General features: G+C 37.9%; 18 protein-coding genes. 14 read left to right on the top strand and 4 right to left on the bottom strand.

Features of this window, described 5'->3' with window-relative positions:
* Nucleotides 1-303: 303 nt before the first annotated feature.
* The 8 genes from B6F02_RS00095 to B6F02_RS00060 all read left to right on the top strand — a co-directional run bounded on the left by B6F02_RS00095 (nt 304) and on the right by B6F02_RS00060 (nt 8,720).
* The gene (locus B6F02_RS00095) at nt 304-1,416 is read left to right on the top strand and encodes a 5-methyltetrahydropteroyltriglutamate--homocysteine S-methyltransferase (RefSeq protein WP_080145375.1); all 1,113 of its coding nucleotides are present in this window, start codon (nt 304-306) and stop codon (nt 1,414-1,416) included.
* A 72-nt stretch (nt 1,417-1,488) separates the two neighbouring features.
* Complete coding sequence (locus B6F02_RS00090) at nt 1,489-2,127, top strand: copper homeostasis protein CutC (RefSeq protein ID WP_080145374.1); 639 nt, start codon at nt 1,489-1,491, stop codon at nt 2,125-2,127.
* Nucleotides 2,128-2,296: 169 nt separating this feature from the next.
* Nucleotides 2,297-3,838: a cardiolipin synthase gene (cls, locus tag B6F02_RS00085; protein WP_179128487.1), complete on the top strand. Its 1,542-nt coding sequence runs from the start codon at nt 2,297-2,299 to the stop codon at nt 3,836-3,838.
* Between the two features lie 188 nt (nt 3,839-4,026).
* The gene (locus tag B6F02_RS00080) at nt 4,027-5,406 is read left to right on the top strand and encodes a bifunctional metallophosphatase/5'-nucleotidase (protein ID WP_080145372.1); all 1,380 of its coding nucleotides are present in this window, start codon (nt 4,027-4,029) and stop codon (nt 5,404-5,406) included.
* Nucleotides 5,407-5,426: 20 nt separating this feature from the next.
* A complete protein-coding gene (locus B6F02_RS00075) occupies nt 5,427-6,128 on the top strand; it encodes a YutD family protein (protein WP_080145371.1) in 702 nt (233 codons plus the stop codon).
* A 61-nt stretch (nt 6,129-6,189) separates the two neighbouring features.
* Entirely contained in the window at nt 6,190-6,966 is a 777-nt protein-coding gene (locus B6F02_RS00070; RefSeq protein WP_080145370.1) for a TIGR01457 family HAD-type hydrolase, read from the top strand.
* Nucleotides 6,966-7,595, top strand: coding sequence for a TIGR01906 family membrane protein (locus B6F02_RS00065; protein WP_143745148.1), 630 nt, complete (start codon nt 6,966-6,968; stop codon nt 7,593-7,595). The genes B6F02_RS00070 and B6F02_RS00065 overlap by 1 nt, the downstream gene beginning before the upstream one ends.
* Before the next feature lie 246 nt (nt 7,596-7,841).
* Nucleotides 7,842-8,720, top strand: a complete 879-nt coding sequence (locus B6F02_RS00060; protein ID WP_080145368.1) for a helix-turn-helix domain-containing protein — start codon at nt 7,842-7,844, stop codon at nt 8,718-8,720.
* A 334-nt stretch (nt 8,721-9,054) separates the two neighbouring features.
* On the opposite strand, the gene B6F02_RS00055 is transcribed toward B6F02_RS00060, so the two are convergent.
* Genes B6F02_RS00055 through B6F02_RS00045 form a run of 3 tightly spaced genes read right to left on the bottom strand, consistent with a single transcriptional unit; the run spans nt 9,055 to nt 11,136 of the window.
* A complete protein-coding gene (locus B6F02_RS00055; RefSeq protein ID WP_080145367.1) occupies nt 9,055-9,564 on the bottom strand; it encodes a phosphatidylglycerophosphatase A family protein in 510 nt (169 codons plus the stop codon).
* Between the two features lie 36 nt (nt 9,565-9,600).
* Nucleotides 9,601-10,602 (bottom strand): NAD(P)/FAD-dependent oxidoreductase, encoded by a 1,002-nt coding sequence (locus tag B6F02_RS00050; RefSeq protein WP_080145366.1) that lies wholly within the window; start codon nt 10,600-10,602, stop codon nt 9,601-9,603.
* Nucleotides 10,603-10,644: 42 nt separating this feature from the next.
* Nucleotides 10,645-11,136: a divergent PAP2 family protein gene (locus B6F02_RS00045; RefSeq protein ID WP_080145365.1), complete on the bottom strand. Its 492-nt coding sequence runs from the start codon at nt 11,134-11,136 to the stop codon at nt 10,645-10,647.
* A 233-nt stretch (nt 11,137-11,369) separates the two neighbouring features.
* Between B6F02_RS00045 and B6F02_RS00040 the strand changes: the two genes are divergently transcribed.
* The gene (locus tag B6F02_RS00040; RefSeq protein WP_080145364.1) at nt 11,370-11,960 is read left to right on the top strand and encodes a peptidylprolyl isomerase; all 591 of its coding nucleotides are present in this window, start codon (nt 11,370-11,372) and stop codon (nt 11,958-11,960) included.
* Between the two features lie 79 nt (nt 11,961-12,039).
* Nucleotides 12,040-12,897 carry an ROK family protein gene (locus B6F02_RS00035; protein WP_080145363.1) on the top strand — a complete coding sequence of 286 codons (858 nt, stop codon included), beginning with the start codon at nt 12,040-12,042 and terminating at the stop codon, nt 12,895-12,897.
* Between the two features lie 47 nt (nt 12,898-12,944).
* On the opposite strand, the gene B6F02_RS00030 is transcribed toward B6F02_RS00035, so the two are convergent.
* Nucleotides 12,945-14,129 carry a MalY/PatB family protein gene (locus B6F02_RS00030; RefSeq protein WP_080145362.1) on the bottom strand — a complete coding sequence of 395 codons (1,185 nt, stop codon included), beginning with the start codon at nt 14,127-14,129 and terminating at the stop codon, nt 12,945-12,947.
* Between the two features lie 195 nt (nt 14,130-14,324).
* On the opposite strand from B6F02_RS00030, the gene B6F02_RS00025 reads away from it, so the two are divergent.
* The 4 genes from B6F02_RS00025 to B6F02_RS00010 all read left to right on the top strand — a co-directional run bounded on the left by B6F02_RS00025 (nt 14,325) and on the right by B6F02_RS00010 (nt 17,299).
* The gene (locus B6F02_RS00025) at nt 14,325-14,708 is read left to right on the top strand and encodes a CvfD/Ygs/GSP13 family RNA-binding post-transcriptional regulator (protein WP_080145361.1); all 384 of its coding nucleotides are present in this window, start codon (nt 14,325-14,327) and stop codon (nt 14,706-14,708) included.
* 128 nt (nt 14,709-14,836) lie between these two features.
* Complete coding sequence (locus B6F02_RS00020) at nt 14,837-15,229, top strand: hypothetical protein (RefSeq protein WP_256864612.1); 393 nt, start codon at nt 14,837-14,839, stop codon at nt 15,227-15,229.
* A 106-nt stretch (nt 15,230-15,335) separates the two neighbouring features.
* On the top strand, nt 15,336-16,685 hold the full coding sequence (locus B6F02_RS00015; protein WP_080145360.1) for a glucose-6-phosphate isomerase: 1,350 nt from the start codon (nt 15,336-15,338) through the stop codon (nt 16,683-16,685).
* A 92-nt stretch (nt 16,686-16,777) separates the two neighbouring features.
* Nucleotides 16,778-17,299: a GNAT family N-acetyltransferase gene (locus B6F02_RS00010; RefSeq protein WP_080145359.1), complete on the top strand. Its 522-nt coding sequence runs from the start codon at nt 16,778-16,780 to the stop codon at nt 17,297-17,299.
* Nucleotides 17,300-17,764 lie beyond the last annotated feature (465 nt).

Genomic DNA, 17,764 nt, shown 5'->3' with positions numbered 1-17,764 from the left:
TATTACTGTATGAGACCAAGCGGAGAATGTCAACGTTGAATAAAACAGCTGCTGATTGAAGTTGACAAAAGTTCTCCGTTTCAGTACATTAAAATCAACTTTTTTAATAGGATTAAAATGCTTGTTGAGTTTAAATGCAGAATTTTAAAAAATTGAACAGTGCCGTTCTTACCATTTTTAAACAGTATGTTCTTGCAAAGAGAACTAGTTAATAATAAGTAAACTAATTAATAAAATATTGGTGACTATAGTAGGTATGCGGAGTAAGCTTTTCCAAATTGAAATACAGAGAGGAAGTTACATATGACAAATCAAACAGCAGTAAAAGGACCATTTAGAGTAGACCATGTTGGCAGTCTGCTTCGTCCTGATCATTTAAAAAAAGCCAGAGCTGCATTCGAAAATGGAGAGTTGTCTCGAGAAGAGCTGACGGCAGTAGAAGATCAGGAGATCAGCAGAATTGTAGAAAAGCAAAAAGAAATCGGGCTGCAGGCGATAACGGATGGAGAATTTCGACGTGGATGGTGGCATCTGGATTTTATGTGGGGAATCAACGGAATTGAGCAGTACCGTAAAGATCACGGGTATAAATTTGCGGAAGGGATTGAAAGTGAACCGCTGGATGTTCGGACAACAGGTGAAATCAGCTGGAATAAAACGCATGATTTTCTGGAGCACTTTAAAGCTTTGAAAGAATTCGTTGATGACGATGCAGTGGCTAAGCTTTCTATTCCAAGCCCTAACCAATTTCTGCATGAAGGCATCCGAAGAGAAGAACACTACGAAACGTTAGAAGTATTTGCACAGGATCTCAGGAAAGTCTACATTGATGCTATTCAAGATTTTTATGATTTAGGCTGTCGCTACTTGCAGTTAGATGATGTATTCTGGGGATTTTTAGCAGCCGACGGAATCAGAGGCGGGTTGCTTTCGGAAGAAGAATGGACTGAACTGAAGCAGACCGCCAAAGAAAATATAAAAACCATTTTAGCCAATAAACCTGATGATCTAGTACTGACAACACATGTCTGCCGCGGAAATTATCGGTCATCTTATGCAGCAGCAGGACCTTATTATCCTGTAGCAAAAGAGTTGTTTAACGATATATCCTATGACGGGTATTTCCTTGAGTATGATGATGATCGCTCAGGAGACTTTGGACCCCTTGAACATTTTTCTGGTAATGGAAAAGTGGTGCTTGGGTTGATGACATCTAAATTTCCTAAGATAGAAGATATCAAAGTGTTGAAAAGCCGAATTCAAGAAGCGACTCAGTATGTCCCTAAAGATCAGCTGTGTATCAGCCCGCAATGCGGGTTTGCTTCTACAGAAGAAGGCAATAGTATGACTGAAGATGAGCAGTGGGCTAAGCTCAGCCACCTAATTCAGCATGAAAAAGAACTATTTGCTGATTGATTAGAAGCATATTGAACGTGTAAAATTAACTTCAAAACGTGTCATCCATTATTAAGGAGCTGCTGACTGATAATGTTAAAAGAATTTTGTGCTGAGAATTATACGCTGATTCCTACTGCGATTGAGCGAGGTGCCGGAAGAATTGAGTTATGCGACAATTTAGCAGTAGGAGGTACAACTCCTTCGAATGGTGTGATCATTCAAGTTTTAGATTATTGTAAAAATCTCAGTATTCCAGTGGTTACTATGGTCCGACCGCGCGGAGGAGACTTTATCTACTCTAAACAAGAAATCCATATTATGGAAGAAGATGTCAAAAACGCTGTGCGCTTGCGGACAGATGGACTTGTCTTCGGATGCCTGACCGCTGAGGATCGAATTGATCGGTCGCAGATGAGAGAGTTGCTTGCTTTAGCAGGAAACACAGAAGTTACGTTTCACATGGCTTTTGATCAAATTCCTGCAGAAGCTCAGTTTGAAGAAATGGATTGGCTGATTGAACAAAACGTTTCTAGAATCTTAACCCATGGCAGATTAGGAGGAGACATTACGGATAATTTGGATCGATTGAATGATCTGATCCAGTACGCAGCCGGTCGAATCGAAAATTTGCCGGGAGGCGGAATCAACTATCAGAACCTGCCGTTTCTTGCAGAAAAGCTCCAAACCAATCAGTTTCACGGTACAAAAATCGTTGCGTTAAACAGTTAATTTTCATTTAGCATTCATATTTAAGACAGCTTTTCCGTTAGGAAAGGCTGTTTTTCATTGTATAGAAAAAATTTTTAAGAAATAATGACTGATTATTGAAAACATCAGTGACAATACCGATGAAAACAGGCATACTGATAAGTGAATATAGCTAAAAGGAATGAGTAGAATGTTACATAAATGGTTGCTGCAGATCTTTAGAAGAAGAGTATTGATTGCTATTCTGATCGTGATACAGTTTGCTATATTTGCTGTCATTATTAATCAGTCGGTTGCTTACTCTATTGTTCTTGAAACTTTGTTCACCTTTTTATCCGTTGCTATCGCTCTGCATGTTGTCTGGAAAAAAGGAAAAGAAGCTTACAAGATCACTTGGATTCTGCAAGTACTGATTTTTCCCGTGTATGGCGCGTTGTTCTATTTGATTTTCAACCGACAGACCAAGACTAGAAAACTGCAGAAAAAGTTAGAACAAATCTATAAATTTCACCGTTCCTATTTATTAGAAGATCGCTCAGTTTTTGAAGCAGCATCTCAAGAGTACGATGAATATTCGACACAAATGTATTATCTTCAGGAGACGATGGGGTTTCCAGTGTATGATCAAACGAAGATAACCTATTATCCAATCGGAGAAGCTTATTACCAAGCGATGCTCGCAGATCTAGTAAAAGCAGAGAAGTATATTTTCTTTGAGTTTTTTATTGTGGCAGAAGGGAAAATGTGGTCAGAAATTCAAGAAATACTAATTGAAAAAGCAGCAGCAGGAGTGAAAGTAAATGTCATGTTCGATGATATCGGAAGTTTTGTTACCTTGCCAAACGATACAAAAGAACAATTAGAAGCAAAAGGAATTGAATGCAGGGTATATAATCCTTTTCACCCAGTTCTCACTTCTTCTCAAAACAATCGCGACCACCGAAAAGTGCTTTCCATTGACGGAATGGTAGCCTTTACGGGTGGAATCAATATTGCAGACGAGTATATCAATGAAATTGAGCGATTCGGGCATTGGAAAGATACAGGCATACGTCTTGATGGTCCAGGTGCCTGGGGACAGACACTGATCTTTTTAGAATTATGGCAGACAATGGACGAAACGCTGTCTTCTGAAAAAATGACTAGCTTTCTTCCTGAATTTAATCAAACGTCTGCATCATCCAGCAGAGGATATGTCCAGCCCTTCGCAGACAGTCCGACAGATACACAGAATGTCGGAGAGCAAGTGTTTGTTAAAATGATTCATCAAGCGAAAAAGTCTGTTTTGATATGTACTCCTTACTTGATTTTGGATGAAAATCTGGAGACCGCTTTAGTGCTGGCCGCTCAAAGTGGTGTAGATGTTAAAATCATTCTGCCTAAAATTTGGGATAAATATTTGGTACATATGACGAGCCGTTCCTATTATAAAGATTTGATAGAAGCTGGTGTTGATGTCTATGAGTATACACGCGGTTTTATGCATGCTAAGTCGCTGATTGTAGATGACGAAGCGGCGGTTATTGGAACCATTAACTTTGATTATAGAAGCTTATATTTGCATTTTGAAAATGCAGTGGCTTTGTATGGTGTGCCTGAGATCAAAGATATGATCCAGGATTACAAGGAAACATTGAAGCAGAGCGAAAAAATTAAAATAGAAGATTTACCTCAATCTGTTATCGTTTTATTTGCAAAAAGAGTTTTGAGATTGTTTGCGCCGCTGATGTAAAGATCGAACAACCATCCCAGCTTATTGGTTCAATAGTATAACGATTGTTTAGTTTATTCGCTTAAAACCATTTAGATTAACAAGAAAAGTCCAGTAAATTATGGTAAAGTTAACGATAGAAAACGATTTTTAACGTAAAATAAAAGATGTATTATTAACAGTGTTCATCAATAGGCGGAGGGACTAGATTGGAAAAAGTATTCATTTATCATACAAATGACATGCATTCTCATTTGGAAAACTGGCCTAGAACGGCAAAATATTTAAGAAGTCAGCGTGCAGCACATGAGTCAGCTAATGAAACAGTGCTGATGTTTGATATTGGGGATGCGTGCGATCGTGTTCATCCACTGACAGAAGCTACAAATGGACAGGCCATCACACGATTACTCAACAATGCACATTACGATGCCGTTACGATTGGAAACAACGAAGGGATCGGCAGTACAAAAAAAGAATTGGATCATCTTTATGACGATGCGGATTTTAAAGTCATTTTATCTAATTTGGTGGATCAGGAGACCAACAGAGTTCCCGATTGGGCTGTCCCTATCAAAATTTATAAAACAAAAGAAGGTACACGCTTAGGTGTAATAGCCTGCACAATACCATTGACTTTGAGCTATGATCCTTTAGGATGGAACGTTGAAGATCCGTTTATAACGATAGAACGCATGCTTGAACAATATGAGCCATTTGTGGACCAGTGGATTCTAATGAGCCATTTAGGGATCGATTTTGATCGAGAAATTGCTGAACGTTTCCCTGATATTGATTTGATTCTGGGAGCACACACGCATCACCTGCTTCCAGAAGGAGAACAAGTCAACGATACATTATTGACTGGAGCCGGAAGATACGGTGAGTATATAGGTCGCATTGAACTGGAGATAACAGACCACACAATAAAAAAAACCGCAGCTAGAGTTGTCCGTATCGATCAAGAGGTTGAACCGGCTGCTCATGAAAGAACACTCGTTTATCAGTATCTTCAATTGGGGCATGAACTGCTTCAAAAACAGCAGATATCTACGATTCCTGATTTATTAGAAGCAAACTGGAAACAGTGTACAAATTTTGTGAAAGTAGGACTTGACGCGGTCAGTGAGCAAGCTGAGACAGAATTGGCTATTTTAAATTCAGGACTGTTTCTTCAGCCGCTGATAGAAGGCATTGTTACGAATGATGACTTGCATAGAGCCTTGCCTCATCCTATGCGCGTGTTAAAATATACAATGAGGGGAAATGAACTAGAAACCATGATCCTCTCAATGGAAGAACAAAGAGAAAAATTGCAAGATCTAACGATTAAAGGATTGGGATTCAGAGGGAAAGTTTTTGGGCAATTATGTTATAAAAACATTCAAGTACTTGATGGAAAAGAGATTTTGATCAAGGGAGAACCAATCGAATCTGAAAAAGACTATGTACTCGCATCCGTTGATCATTATCTATTCTTGCCTTTCTTCCCGGAAATTTCACAGCAATCAGACTACAAAGTTTTATTTCCGTACTTTTTAAGAAGAGTTGTCGGAGAATATCTTAAACAACATTACCCATTAATTTAGAGAAAAGAAGAAGGGATCATATGAACGACACAACATACAAAGAAGAAAAAAAAGAGGAGACTACGCAGCTGTCGAATCAAGAAGCGATTTTAAATATCAACTTGGGCGACGAAGACAAGCTCGTCAAAAAAATTGATCATGAGACTTTGTCACTAAACGGTGATGCTTATAAAATTATTGAAAATTACAGAGATGCATTGGATCTGGAAATGCTTGAACAGCGATATAGTGATTTCTTGGAGAAATATGATTATATCGTCGGAGACATTGCCTACGAGAAACTGCGCCTAAGAGGATTTTATTATTCTAAAAATAAAAAAGTTCCGATTGATATGCGAATTACTAGCTTGAATGACTATTTAACTGAGTATTGCAGCTTTGGCTGTGCATATTTTGTTTTGGAAAGAATCGAACCAAAAAGAAAACAGCGGCAATCCAAACGGAAGCCTAAATCGAATCAAAAACAAAAAAATCAGCAAACCAAGAAACAGCAGAATCTGAAAAAATTTGATCAAGTGAAAAAGCAGAAACAAAATGAGAAAAAAACGGATCGAAAACAAGGACAGACCAAAAAAACTTTTACTAAAAAAGATCGGCAAAAAGAGCCTGTACAAAACCAGAAACAAAACTCAGCAAAACAAGAAAACAAAGTGAAAACAGTGAAAAATCAAAAAGGCGAAACAAAATTTAAAATTCGTCAAAAAAATGATCCTGAATCCTGATAAACAGCAGGAAGTTGCATAGGGAAATACAATAGAACGAGCATGAGAGAGGTAGACGTATATGGAAGAGACGATAAAGGACTATAAAGGGTATCTGATCGACTTGGATGGAACGATGTATAAAGGAAAAGAACCAATCTCTGAGGCGCCGGACTTTATAAATCGATTAAGAAAAGCAAACAAGCCATTCTTGTTTGTGACCAACAACTCTACAAGCAGCCCAAAAGAAGTGGCTAAAAAACTGACAGAACAATTTCAAGTTGAAGCTTATGAAGAAGAAATTTATACAAGTTCATTAGCTACAGCTGATTACTTGAAAACACTCGGCGGCTCAACGGTATATGTGGTCGGCGAAAAAGGACTTCATGAAGCCGTTACTGAAGCTGGATTTACAATCGATGAAGAAGCGCCTGATCATGTAGTTGTCGGTTTGGATAGAGCGTTAACCTACGAAAAGTGTGAAATTGCAACCTTGGCGATCCAAAAAGGGGCTAGTTTTATTGCAACCAATAAAGATACTAATTTGCCGACTGAAAGAGGAATGGTGCCAGGCGCCGGATCAGTCGTTGCTTTGATTGAAAAAGCTACTCGTATTGAGCCGACCTTTGTAGGTAAACCAGAAACGATTATAATGGATGAAGCAATCAAAAAAATCGGATTAGATAAGAATGAAGTGCTGATGGTTGGAGACAACTACGAAACGGATATTCTAGCAGGAATCAACAACGAAATCGACACTTTATTAGTCTTTACAGGGTTCACAACAGAAGAGGATATGGAGACTATCATTGATCAGCCGACCTATACAATTCAGAAATTAGACGAATGGACAATCTAATGACAGCTAAATTTAAAGATTTTTTTGGGATCATTAGTTTGATTTTACTCATTGTCTCGGCGGCTATTGCTTTGACAATCTGGTGTATTCCTTTATATCAAATAACCGTTGAACAGCAGAATTTGCCAGAAAGATTGGGTCTTTCTTATGATCAGCTTATGGATAATTACTATGTGCTGTTACGCTACCTGCACTTTCCGTGGATACAAGAGTTGAACTTTCCAGATTTCTCAAGTTCTGAGAGCGGGCTATTTCACTTTTACGAAGTAAAAAGATTATTTTATCTTAATTATGCGGTTTTGTTCATTACACTGGTCGGTTCCTTCTTTTATTTGAAGTTTTTGAAACAGACAAAAAGAATCTGGATACTGATCAAGCCATTTTTTATAGCCTGTTTGATACCACCGATTCTACTAATGCTGCTGGCTGTCAGTTTTGATCAGATGTTTGTCCTATTCCATCAGCTGTTTTTCAATAATGATGCATGGCTGTTTGACCCGGCAACTGATCCAATCATTAATGCATTGCCGCAAGACTTTTTTATGTATTGTTTTATTTTCTTTTTTATACTGATAGAAAGTTCATTTATCATTGGATATCAAATAAGCAAAAGGCTATCATTTAAGTAGCCTTTTGCTTATTTAAGTTCATAAGTTATGTAGATTATCTTCCAGTTCCAATTAATTCTATAATATCTTGAGTAGAGATTAAACCTTTAGTCAACATTAAGCCAGCAAGTTGTAATAAGATCATTTTCAACACTCCTTTTACCATGAGTTACTCACATAGTAAAAGGCAGAGTAGAAATTTCAGAAATTTGGGTCATATAGTAGTCAGCGAGAAAGAGGACCGCATCTATAAGGAGAGAACCAACCGTGATTGAAAAATATGGACAGGCTTTTAAAGAACTTCGTGAAAGTAAAAATGTTTCTACCAGATTTCTAAGTGAGTTGTCTGAGAAATCAAATTCATCAAGAAAAATCAGTGCTTCTAATATTTCGAAATTTGAGCGAGAAGAAACAAATATAGGATTTCCCAAGATCGTTAATTTACTCAATGTCTTAAACATTCCAATTAATGAATACATTTTAAAAGTTGAAGAGCTTCAGGATAGTGTCATGGATGACTTTAATGGTATTAATGAGGCATTTAGGAAAAATGACATCAGTCGCCTGCAGTTTCTGGAAGATCGTTACTTAGCATCTAAAGAGGAACTGATTCGGAATGAACATATGAGTGTCTTGTGTCATGCCTTAAAAAAACGGCTGACTAAAGAGCCTGTTGAAACGGCAAAAATAGAAGTAATTCAACATTATCTGTTCAGTATTGATAATTGGCAATATTATGAAGTAGCCTTATTTACCAATATAATATTTATCTTTGATGGGGAAGTTATTGGATTGCTGGCTAAAAAAGCCGTAAAAGTTTTAAATAACTATAATCAAATCAGCCGATATTCAGATGAGATGGTCTTGATGCTGATGAACGTTGTAGTGGTGATGTTGGAAAAACGGCAGCTTGATCTAGTTAGAACATATATTTTTAAAATTGAAGACTATCTGAGTGGATCAAGATACATCTATGAAAGAATCAAATGTTCTTTTCTAAATGGATGCTGCTATTACTTGACGGGAGATAAGGACAAAGGTGAAAAACTTGCTGAAGCAGCAGTTCGGAATATGGAACTGTTCGAACTGGAAAATGAAGCAAAAGCACATAAAATATATTTTGAGGAATTAAAGAAAAATGACTGACTACTTTTTGACACACAGAAATTTTAAGTAGGAACCATCTATTAAAATTAGCTATGAAGACATACGAGCCCCTCAACTTGTATGATTCTCTCAACAACTAACCTTTGTCCTAAGCGGCAACCCACTATCTGAAATACAAAAAAAGTTTCGTGCTTGCGCTCGAAACTTTTTTTGTATCTTAAACTTTCTTATTTAAAGATGCTGCGATAATAAAAAGCAAGTAAACTATGATTCTAAAACTCATGTGTACTTCAAGTATATGGTCATATTTCCCCTACGGTAAGTAAAAACACCAGACCTCAGATAGTCTGGTGTTTTTACTTACTTTTTTTGTTTATTGCATGATGTCTGAGATTCCAGGATTGTCATGAGCTAGTCTGCTGGCAGCCGCTGCTGCGATGGCTCCAACAATATCATCCAGAAAAGTATGGGTATGTTCTTTGTCTTCATGATTATCTAATTTTGATATTAATTTTGGCTTTGTTTTATCTAGATAACCATAGTTTGTAAAACCGATTGATCCATAGACATTGACGATTGATAAAGCCAGAATCTCGTCAATACCATATAACCCTTCATCTTCTTCAATAATTTCTTGCAGCGGGCTGCTCAGTTTGCCTTGTTCACACAAAACATCCAGCTCAATACCGGTCAAGATAGCATTCTGAACTTCTCTTTTTTTAATAACAGAACGAACATTTTCCAGACAAATCTCGTGAGTAACATCAGCAATGTAAGGCTGCTGAAGATCATAAACCAATTCTGCAATTTCTTCTAAACTGACACCGCGTTCTTTTAACCGCTCTAGCGCTACTTTATGCAATGCTTTACTTGGTTGGACCATTTAAGGTTCCTCCTTTAAAATGTATGTTGCGTTTTGTTAGTCGTCAAATGATAGTTTAGTACTTTGATAGGGTTGAGCATGTTCTTCTGGACGCAAATAATGTACCGCATGATTGACTGCAGTCGGTGCTTCACCGAATCCAGTTGCGATCAGTTTTATTTTACCATCGTATGTGCTGATATCTCCAGCAGCATAGATTCCCTCAATGGAAGTTTCCATTTTCGGACTTACGATAATGTCGTTTTTTTCTAATTCGATGTTCCAATTTTTTAGTGGACCAATCGATGAACTGAATCCGTAGTTGACGACAAAAAAGTCTAAGTCAATAGTCTTGGTTTCTTCGCCTTTTGCTTGTTTGAAGGTCACAGCAGTTAGCTGACCATCATAACCGTGCAGCTCATGCGGAATATATGGAGTAAGCAACTCAATTGATGAGGTCTTGACTTGCTCCACGGACGCTTCATGAGCTCGGAATTTATTTCTGCGATGTACTAGATAAACCTTTTTAGCAACAGGCTCCAATGTCAGTGCCCAGTCCACTGCTGAATCACCGCCGCCGCAGATAGCTACCGTCTTATCACGATATTGTTCTATATTACTGACAATATAATGCAGCGACTGATCTTCAAAATCTTCTGCATGTTCTAGTGATAATTTTCTAGGCTTAAAAGCACCTTGACCTGTGGTGATAATGACTGTACGAGAGTAATGTTTACCTTTCGCAGTCGTTAATTCAAAAATACCTTCTTCATTCTTGATCACGTCTTGTACTTGTTCTTCAAGACAAATTTCTTGATCAAATAAAGACATTTGTGCCTGCAGCTGTTTGATCAGTTCTTTCCCGGTTACTGCTGCATATCCGCCGATATCGTAAATCGTTTTGTCAGGATATAACAAAGCGACCTGTCCGCCTAAAACAGGCAGTGTCTCAATCAGCTTGGTCTTCACGTTTCTCATTCCTGCGTAGAAAGCAGCAAACATGCCGATCGGCCCGCCGCCGATGATGGTTATATCAAAAAGTTCTTTTTCACTTGCCACTATATTTCCTCCATTTTACTAAATCCAATTACAAATCAAAAACTAGTAAGCTAACCGTACTAAGAAAGCAATCAGAATTCCAGATAATATTCCAAAGAATACTTCTATAGGCTTATGGCCAAGAAATTCTTTTGAATAGCGTTCTTCGTCAATCATGTTTTTGACACTTTTCGGTCCTTCTTGTCCAATTGTAATAATTGTTTTTCTGAGATTTTCTAAGTCTGCAATCAGCTCGTTAATTAATATACCATGTTCACCGCTCTGTCTTCTGACCCCCATAGAATCAAATATGACTATGACACCAAAGGTTACAGCGATCGCGACTAAAGGAGAGGCAAATCCATATTGAATGACCAAGCTAGTAATGAGTGCTGTTACGCCTGCTGAATGGGAACTAGGCATTCCTCCAGTAGAAGTTGCCAACGCTAAAGAAGTCGGCCGACCTAATAAAAAAGCGATCGGAATTTTAACAATTTGCGTCAGAACAATTGCAGACAATGCTGAAATCAGCGGGTAGTTGCTTAAAAATGCCATGAGTAATCTTCCTTTATTTAAAATGCAGATCCAATGTTAATGATAACATGAATAAAACAGTTATTAATAGAAAAGATTGAACCTCTGAAGATAAATTTTTAATGAATGAAGTTTTGAATAATCAGCTGGTTTATGTTCACTAACACAGCTTAATCAACGGCTCGAATAAAGAGGTTGGAAATCTGAGGAATCTAAGGTAAACTGTTAATGATACCAAAGGAGGAATTTAAACGATGAGTCAATTTCCACAATTAGCAGGACAAAATGCCGAAGCATTAACTGCAACAATCAAAACAAACAAAGGGGATATTACTGTTCAATTATTCCCGGAACATGCACCCAAAACAGTAGAAAACTTTACTGGTTTAGCTGAAAAAGGTTACTATGACGGTGTTGTTTTCCACCGTGTTATTCCAAACTTCATGATTCAAGGTGGAGATCCTACTGGAAGCGGTATGGGCGGAGAAAGTCTTTGGGGCGGAAACTTTGAAGATGAGTTTTCTACAGAACTGTTTAACTTGAAAGGTGCTCTGTCTATGGCAAATGCTGGACCTAATACCAATTCAAGCCAGTTTTTTATTGTAACAATGTCTGATCTGCCAGAGCAAATGGTCGGCCAATTAGAACAAGCGGGCTTCCCAGATGAAATCATTACAGCTTACAAAGAACAGGGCGGAACGCCATGGTTGGATCAGAAACATACTGTTTTCGGGCACGTAGTATCCGGACTGGATGTAGCTGAAGCAATCCAAAACGTAGAAAGAAATATGATGGACAAGCCTAACGAAGATGTCGTTATCGAAACGATCACCATCAACAGATAAGGATTATGATAGTTTGATCAATCAGCAGGGTGCGCAGGTACGCTGCTTTTTGATACATACTCATTAAAGGAGTGGAAATATGTTAGGAGCAATAGAGGCAGGAGGAACAAAGTTTGTATGCGCTGTCAGCGATAACGAACTTGCGATTCAAGATCGAGTAACTATACCTACCACTACACCAGAAGAAACACTTGGAAAAGTTTTCGAGTTTTTTGATCAATTTGAATTAGAATCAATGGGAATTGGATCTTTTGGCCCCATTGACGTCAATCAGCAGTCTGAAACATATGGCTATATAACCACAACCCCTAAAACAGCTTGGCAGCAGACAGACTTTCTAGGGCAAATGAAAAACCGCTATTCAATACCAATCGGATGGACGACAGATGTCAATGCTGCAGCATTAGGTGAGCTGGAAAGAGGCGCTGCAAAAAGGAAATCATCCTGTGTCTACCTTACAATTGGAACAGGTATCGGTGGTGGAGCAGTAGTAAACGGGGAACCATTAGAAGGGTTTGGTCATCCCGAAATGGGGCACTTGCTAGTCAAACGACATCCTGAAGATACCTTTGAAGGAATCTGTCCTTTCCATAAAGATTGTTTAGAAGGATTAGCATCAGGACCGGCGATTGAAAAAAGATATGGAAAGAAAGCGCAGGACTTGTCAGATGATCAAAAAGTCTGGGAAATTCAGGCGTATTATTTAGCACAGGCATTAATGAATTATACACTGATTATCAGCCCGGAAAAAATCATTCTCGGCGGCGGTGTCATGAAACAGAAGCAGCTGTTTCCTTTGGTTAGAGAACAATTTCAAAAGCTGTTAAATGGATATGTTGCAACCCCGGCTCTGGAAGAATATATTACGTCTCCAGGACTGAATGACGATGCAGGCATTACAGGCAGCTTGATCTTAGCTTTGAATGAATTATCATAAGAAAGAACCGTTTCCTCAAGAGGAAACGGTTCTTTCTTATAGCGGAACTATTCAGCTGTTTTTTCATCAAAAACTTTTTTGACTCTCTTGAGCCCTTCTTCCAGCATCGTTCTAGGGCAAGCAAAGTTTAATCTCATATACTGTCCGCTGGATTCTCCGTATGCAGTACCGTCATTTAATGCAACATCCCCTATGTCTACGAAAAGCTGCTTCAATGCTTCACCAGGTGTTTTCAAAGTCGAAGCATCAAACCAGAATAAATAGGTTGCCTCAGGCTTCATATACCGGACTTCAAGAAGCTCGTGGTCAAAAAAATCTGTGACATACTGACGGTTATCCTCAAGATATTCAAGCAATGCGTTATGCCAGTCACGGCTTTCTGAAAAAGCAGCTTCTGTAGCAACCATCCCAAATGTGGAAATACCGCTTTGTTCGGTCTGTGACTGCACAAAACTGATTTTTTCTTTGAGTTCATCATTGCAGACAATAAAATAAGCGAGTTTGACACCAGCGATATTGAAGGTTTTACTTGCTGAATGCAGTGTAACAACAGTATCCCTGTACGTATCGTTTAATGCAACGGGAGAGTAATGTGTTGATTCAGAATAGACCAGATCACTGTGGATCTCATCGCTGATCAGAATCACACCATATTGTATACAGAGGTCCGTAAGCTGAATCAGTTCTTCCTTGGACCAGACTCGTCCACCTGGATTATGCGGATTACATAATAGGAATACTTTAATCGAATAACGACTGAACTGATCTTCAATATCTTTTAAATCCATAATGTATTGGTTATTTGAAATAGATAGAGGAGATCGATAAAGTTTCCGACTGTTAGATTCTGTAACGGAAGCAAAAGGAGTATAAACAGGATCATTGATCATCACACCTTCACCAGGTTCGGAAAAAGCTTGGATACAGACAGCTAATGCGCCAACGACCCCTGGAGCAAATAATATTTGATCATTAGCGATGTTCATTTGATGTCGCTCATTTTGCCAATTAATAATGGACTGATATAAAGTGTCTGAAGGCAGCGCATATCCTAAAACCTGTTGATTGATTAAGTTATGCAATGCAGTTTTAATTGCCGGGGCATTATCAAAGTCCATGTCGGCTACCCACATCGGCAATGCAGTTTCAGAATCAAAGAACAGTTTTCTGCCATCCCATTTAACGCTGTTGGTACCGGAACGATCAATGATTTCATCAAATATTCTTTCCATACGCCACTTCCTTTATCCTTTTCTTACATTATATCGTTGTCAAAAGTGAATTTCTACCAGAGGGTCCATTATTCAATTCATTCTTTATTTCTTCATAAGGTTCAACTTGAATCACAATTTCCCTATGCCTGTTATTCATGCTATACTAAAAAGGATATGAAAATAATACTCCATGACAGACAGCGAGGTGAGTTCATGGAATACAAAATCGGCAACCGTGTGCGAGGCAAAGTCACTGGTATACAACCCTATGGAGTATTTGTTTCGCTAGATGACGAAACACAAGGGCTCGTGCATATTTCTGAGTTAAAACATGGGTTTATAAAAGAGATCGAGGACATCGTCAAGGTAGATGACGAAGTAGAAGTCATTGTGATGGATATCGATGAATATAGTAAAAAAATCAGTCTTTCTATGAGAAGTCTGCATAAACCTAACTATCATCCTTTTTCAAATAAAAAGAAAAATCCAAGATATGGCCGCAGGACAGGGACAGAATTCGAATCGATTCGAAAGCAAATGCCCAACTGGATAGATGAAGCATTGACTGAAATAGAAGAAAAAAACTTTTCTAATTAAAAGAAAGCATCTGCCTCTATACTTAATGAAAAGTATAATATATAATAGCCTGGTTGACTAAAAATGACCTATTTAGTTATCTGGGTTAATTGCATGGATGTTTGGTAAGACTACGAGAGGTGTAAATTGTGATAGCAAAAAATCATTATGTAGCATGTACCGTTTTAGTGAAAGACGAAGAAGACAGATACGTCTTCTTAGTCAAGAAAGAAGAAGAAGGTTTTTCTTTTCCAGCGACTGAGGTTCTGCCGAAAAAAACAGGTTTAGCTTGTATTATTGATAGAATGAAAGAAGTTTTACTGCTGGAAGTTGAAAAACTTGAGTTGAATGAACTGACTAATGCAGTGGTAGAAAATCATCGTGTCCCTCTGTTTGTATTCACCTATGAAGATGAACAATTAAGAACACCTCTGGATTTATTGCCCGATAATAGTGAACTGTCTTGGGAACATTCTGAAAAGATCACAAAAACGCTTAAAGAGTGGGAGATATCTGGTGTCCCGCAATTTCTTTTAATTTAATACCTTTGAACAAAAAGAGGAACTTCAAGCTTTCTCTTTTTTTTCTTGCCTAAATCATATAAAATATAAAGAGAACGATATCAAAAATATGGAGGTTAGAATTCGAATGGGTCATATTTCATTTGATTACTCAAACGTACTAAATCGCTTTATCGGTAAAGAAGAATTAGGAAACATGCAAGCTCAAGTATCAACAGCTGATGATACACTGAGAAACGGCACTGGAGCAGGCAGTGATTTCTTAGGATGGGTCAAGCTTCCTACAGATTATAATAAAGAAGAGTTTGCACGCATCAAAGCAGCTGCAGAGAAAATCCAATCTAACTCAGAAATCTTAGTGGTTATCGGAATTGGCGGATCTTATCTTGGTGCAAAAGCGGCGATCGATTTTCTAAATCACTCTTTCTATAATGAACTAAGTGGAGAACAAAGAAAAACACCTCAAATCTTCTTTGCAGGAAACAGTATCAGTTCGACTTATTTAGCAGACTTAATTGAAGTTATCGGCGACAAAGACTTCTCAGTTAATGTTATTTCTAAATCGGGGACTACAACTGAACCAGCAATTGCTTTCAGAGTATTTAAAAATCTTCTGATTGAAAAATATGGAGAAGAAGAAGCCAAGTCCCGTATTTTTGCTACTACAGATAAAGAAAAAGGTGCTTTGAAATCATTAGCAGATGCAGAAGGTTATGAAACCTTTGTCATTCCCGATGATGTCGGTGGACGTTTCTCTGTTTTAACAGCAGTTGGACTATTACCGATCGCAGTCAGCGGCGGGAACCTAGATGATCTAATGAAAGGTGCAGCGGATGCTGCCAGCCTATATACTGATTCTGATCTATCAAATAATGAAGCTTATCAATATGCAGCATTAAGAAATGTATTATATCGCAAAGGATATTCTACAGAACTGCTGATCAACTATGAACCAAATTTGCAATACTTCTCTGAATGGTGGAAACAGTTATTCGGTGAGTCAGAAGGGAAAGACCAGCGCGGAATCTATCCTTCAAGTGCAAACTTCTCAACAGATCTTCATTCTTTAGGCCAATATATCCAAGAAGGAAGACGCAACTTATTCGAGACTGTGATCAAAATCGACAATCCTGCTAAATCAGTGAAGATACCCTCAGAATCTGAAGATCTTGATGGATTAGGCTATTTAGAAGGGAAAGAAATCGACTTTGTCAACACAAAAGCATTCCAAGGAACTTTATTGGCGCATACAGACGGAGATGTTCCAAACTTTGTGCTGAATATTCCTGATACAAGTGCATATACATTAGGATACCTATTCTACTTCTTTGAAATAGCTGTTGCGATCTCAGGATATCTGAACAGTGTCAATCCGTTCGATCAGCCAGGAGTAGAAGCATACAAGAAAAATATGTTCGCTCTATTAGGTAAACCTGGATTTGAAGAATTGGCAAAAGAACTTAACGAACGACTATAATTCATATTAGATGATTAAAGCATCTGAAAACCTCTTGCAAGAAGGTAACTTCTTGCGGAGGTTTTCTCTTTAGTTATAAATGGGGGATATAAATGAGCATGTTAAAAATAGAAACAGCACAGCAAAAAGATTATGAATTAGTATTGTCGATTCTGACAGAAACAGCTGAATGGCTTGCGGCTAAGGGATCTTCTCAATGGAGTGATTTGCTGTCAGGAAAAGATGTTCACAATACCCAAAGAGCCATAGAAAGAAATGAAGTCTATCTAGTGAAACAAGATCAACAAGTAATGGGAATGTTCGTTTTATGGGACGAACAGAGCGCATGGGATAAAACACTTTGGGGAATAGATGAATCGCATCATACTTATTATCTACACAGAATCACCTTAACCAAAAATGCTCATGGCAAGAATTTAGGAAAAAGTTTAATGGAGGCAGCGCTGGAAATCTCCCGGATAGATCAAAAAGAGAAAGTGCGTTTAGACTGTATGGCAGATAATCTGTACTTGAACACTTTCTATAAAAAAAGTGGGTTTAAATTGCTTGAAGTCAATAAAAAAGTTCCTGAAGTTAACGATAATGCTTATAACCTTTATGAAATACAGCTCTAAATTAAAGCGGCGGAATTACTGACAGCAGAGATTGAATAAAAACTTCTACTTTTTAGCTTTTTTCTATTGACCAGTATTCGATATCGTGATAAAGTATATCTTGTCGCTTGTGAGAGACGAACGAACGTCAAAAATTGATAAAACTTTTTCTTGACACTAACTCTTGCAAGATGATATACTACTAAAAGTCGAGTAAGGGAACGCTTCCAACCGGAAGCCGACAATGATTGATCAAAAAACTTTTTGAAAAAAGTTATTGACATTAAATTGACTAAATGGTATGATATAAAAGTTGCTGATAACGAGGCGACGAACATTGAAACACCATGAATACAGTAGATCTTTGAAAACTGAACAAAGTAAAACAACCAAATGTGCAGGGGTCTTCGATTCTTTATGGATCAAGACAACTATCGAATGAACAAGGTTCATTCACAATCAATACAATTGAGCTTTTCAAACTTA

The sequence above is a fragment of the Marinilactibacillus piezotolerans genome (genome assembly GCF_900169305.1).
GTDB lineage: Bacteria > Bacillota > Bacilli > Lactobacillales > Carnobacteriaceae_A > Marinilactibacillus > Marinilactibacillus piezotolerans_A.
The sequence above is the reverse complement of the archived record's forward strand: the minus strand, read 5'-3'. Positions and strand labels throughout refer to the sequence as shown.

What these genes read in the sequence shown, in the direction of transcription:
- B6F02_RS00095 (WP_080145375.1), top strand. Translation starts at nt 304, where the DNA reads ATGACAAATCAAACAGCAGTAAAAGGACCATTTAGAGTAGACCATGTT.
- B6F02_RS00090 (WP_080145374.1), top strand. Translation starts at nt 1,489, where the DNA reads ATGTTAAAAGAATTTTGTGCTGAGAATTATACGCTGATTCCTACTGCG.
- cls (WP_179128487.1), top strand. Translation starts at nt 2,297, where the DNA reads ATGTTACATAAATGGTTGCTGCAGATCTTTAGAAGAAGAGTATTGATT.
- B6F02_RS00075 (WP_080145371.1), top strand. Translation starts at nt 5,427, where the DNA reads ATGAACGACACAACATACAAAGAAGAAAAAAAAGAGGAGACTACGCAG.
- B6F02_RS00070 (WP_080145370.1), top strand. Translation starts at nt 6,190, where the DNA reads ATGGAAGAGACGATAAAGGACTATAAAGGGTATCTGATCGACTTGGAT.
- B6F02_RS00065 (WP_143745148.1), top strand. Translation starts at nt 6,966, where the DNA reads ATGACAGCTAAATTTAAAGATTTTTTTGGGATCATTAGTTTGATTTTA.
- B6F02_RS00055 (WP_080145367.1), bottom strand. Translation starts at nt 9,564, where the DNA reads ATGGTCCAACCAAGTAAAGCATTGCATAAAGTAGCGCTAGAGCGGTTA.
- B6F02_RS00045 (WP_080145365.1), bottom strand. Translation starts at nt 11,136, where the DNA reads ATGGCATTTTTAAGCAACTACCCGCTGATTTCAGCATTGTCTGCAATT.
- B6F02_RS00040 (WP_080145364.1), top strand. Translation starts at nt 11,370, where the DNA reads ATGAGTCAATTTCCACAATTAGCAGGACAAAATGCCGAAGCATTAACT.
- B6F02_RS00035 (WP_080145363.1), top strand. Translation starts at nt 12,040, where the DNA reads ATGTTAGGAGCAATAGAGGCAGGAGGAACAAAGTTTGTATGCGCTGTC.
- B6F02_RS00030 (WP_080145362.1), bottom strand. Translation starts at nt 14,129, where the DNA reads ATGGAAAGAATATTTGATGAAATCATTGATCGTTCCGGTACCAACAGC.
- B6F02_RS00025 (WP_080145361.1), top strand. Translation starts at nt 14,325, where the DNA reads ATGGAATACAAAATCGGCAACCGTGTGCGAGGCAAAGTCACTGGTATA.
- B6F02_RS00015 (WP_080145360.1), top strand. Translation starts at nt 15,336, where the DNA reads ATGGGTCATATTTCATTTGATTACTCAAACGTACTAAATCGCTTTATC.
- B6F02_RS00010 (WP_080145359.1), top strand. Translation starts at nt 16,778, where the DNA reads ATGAGCATGTTAAAAATAGAAACAGCACAGCAAAAAGATTATGAATTA.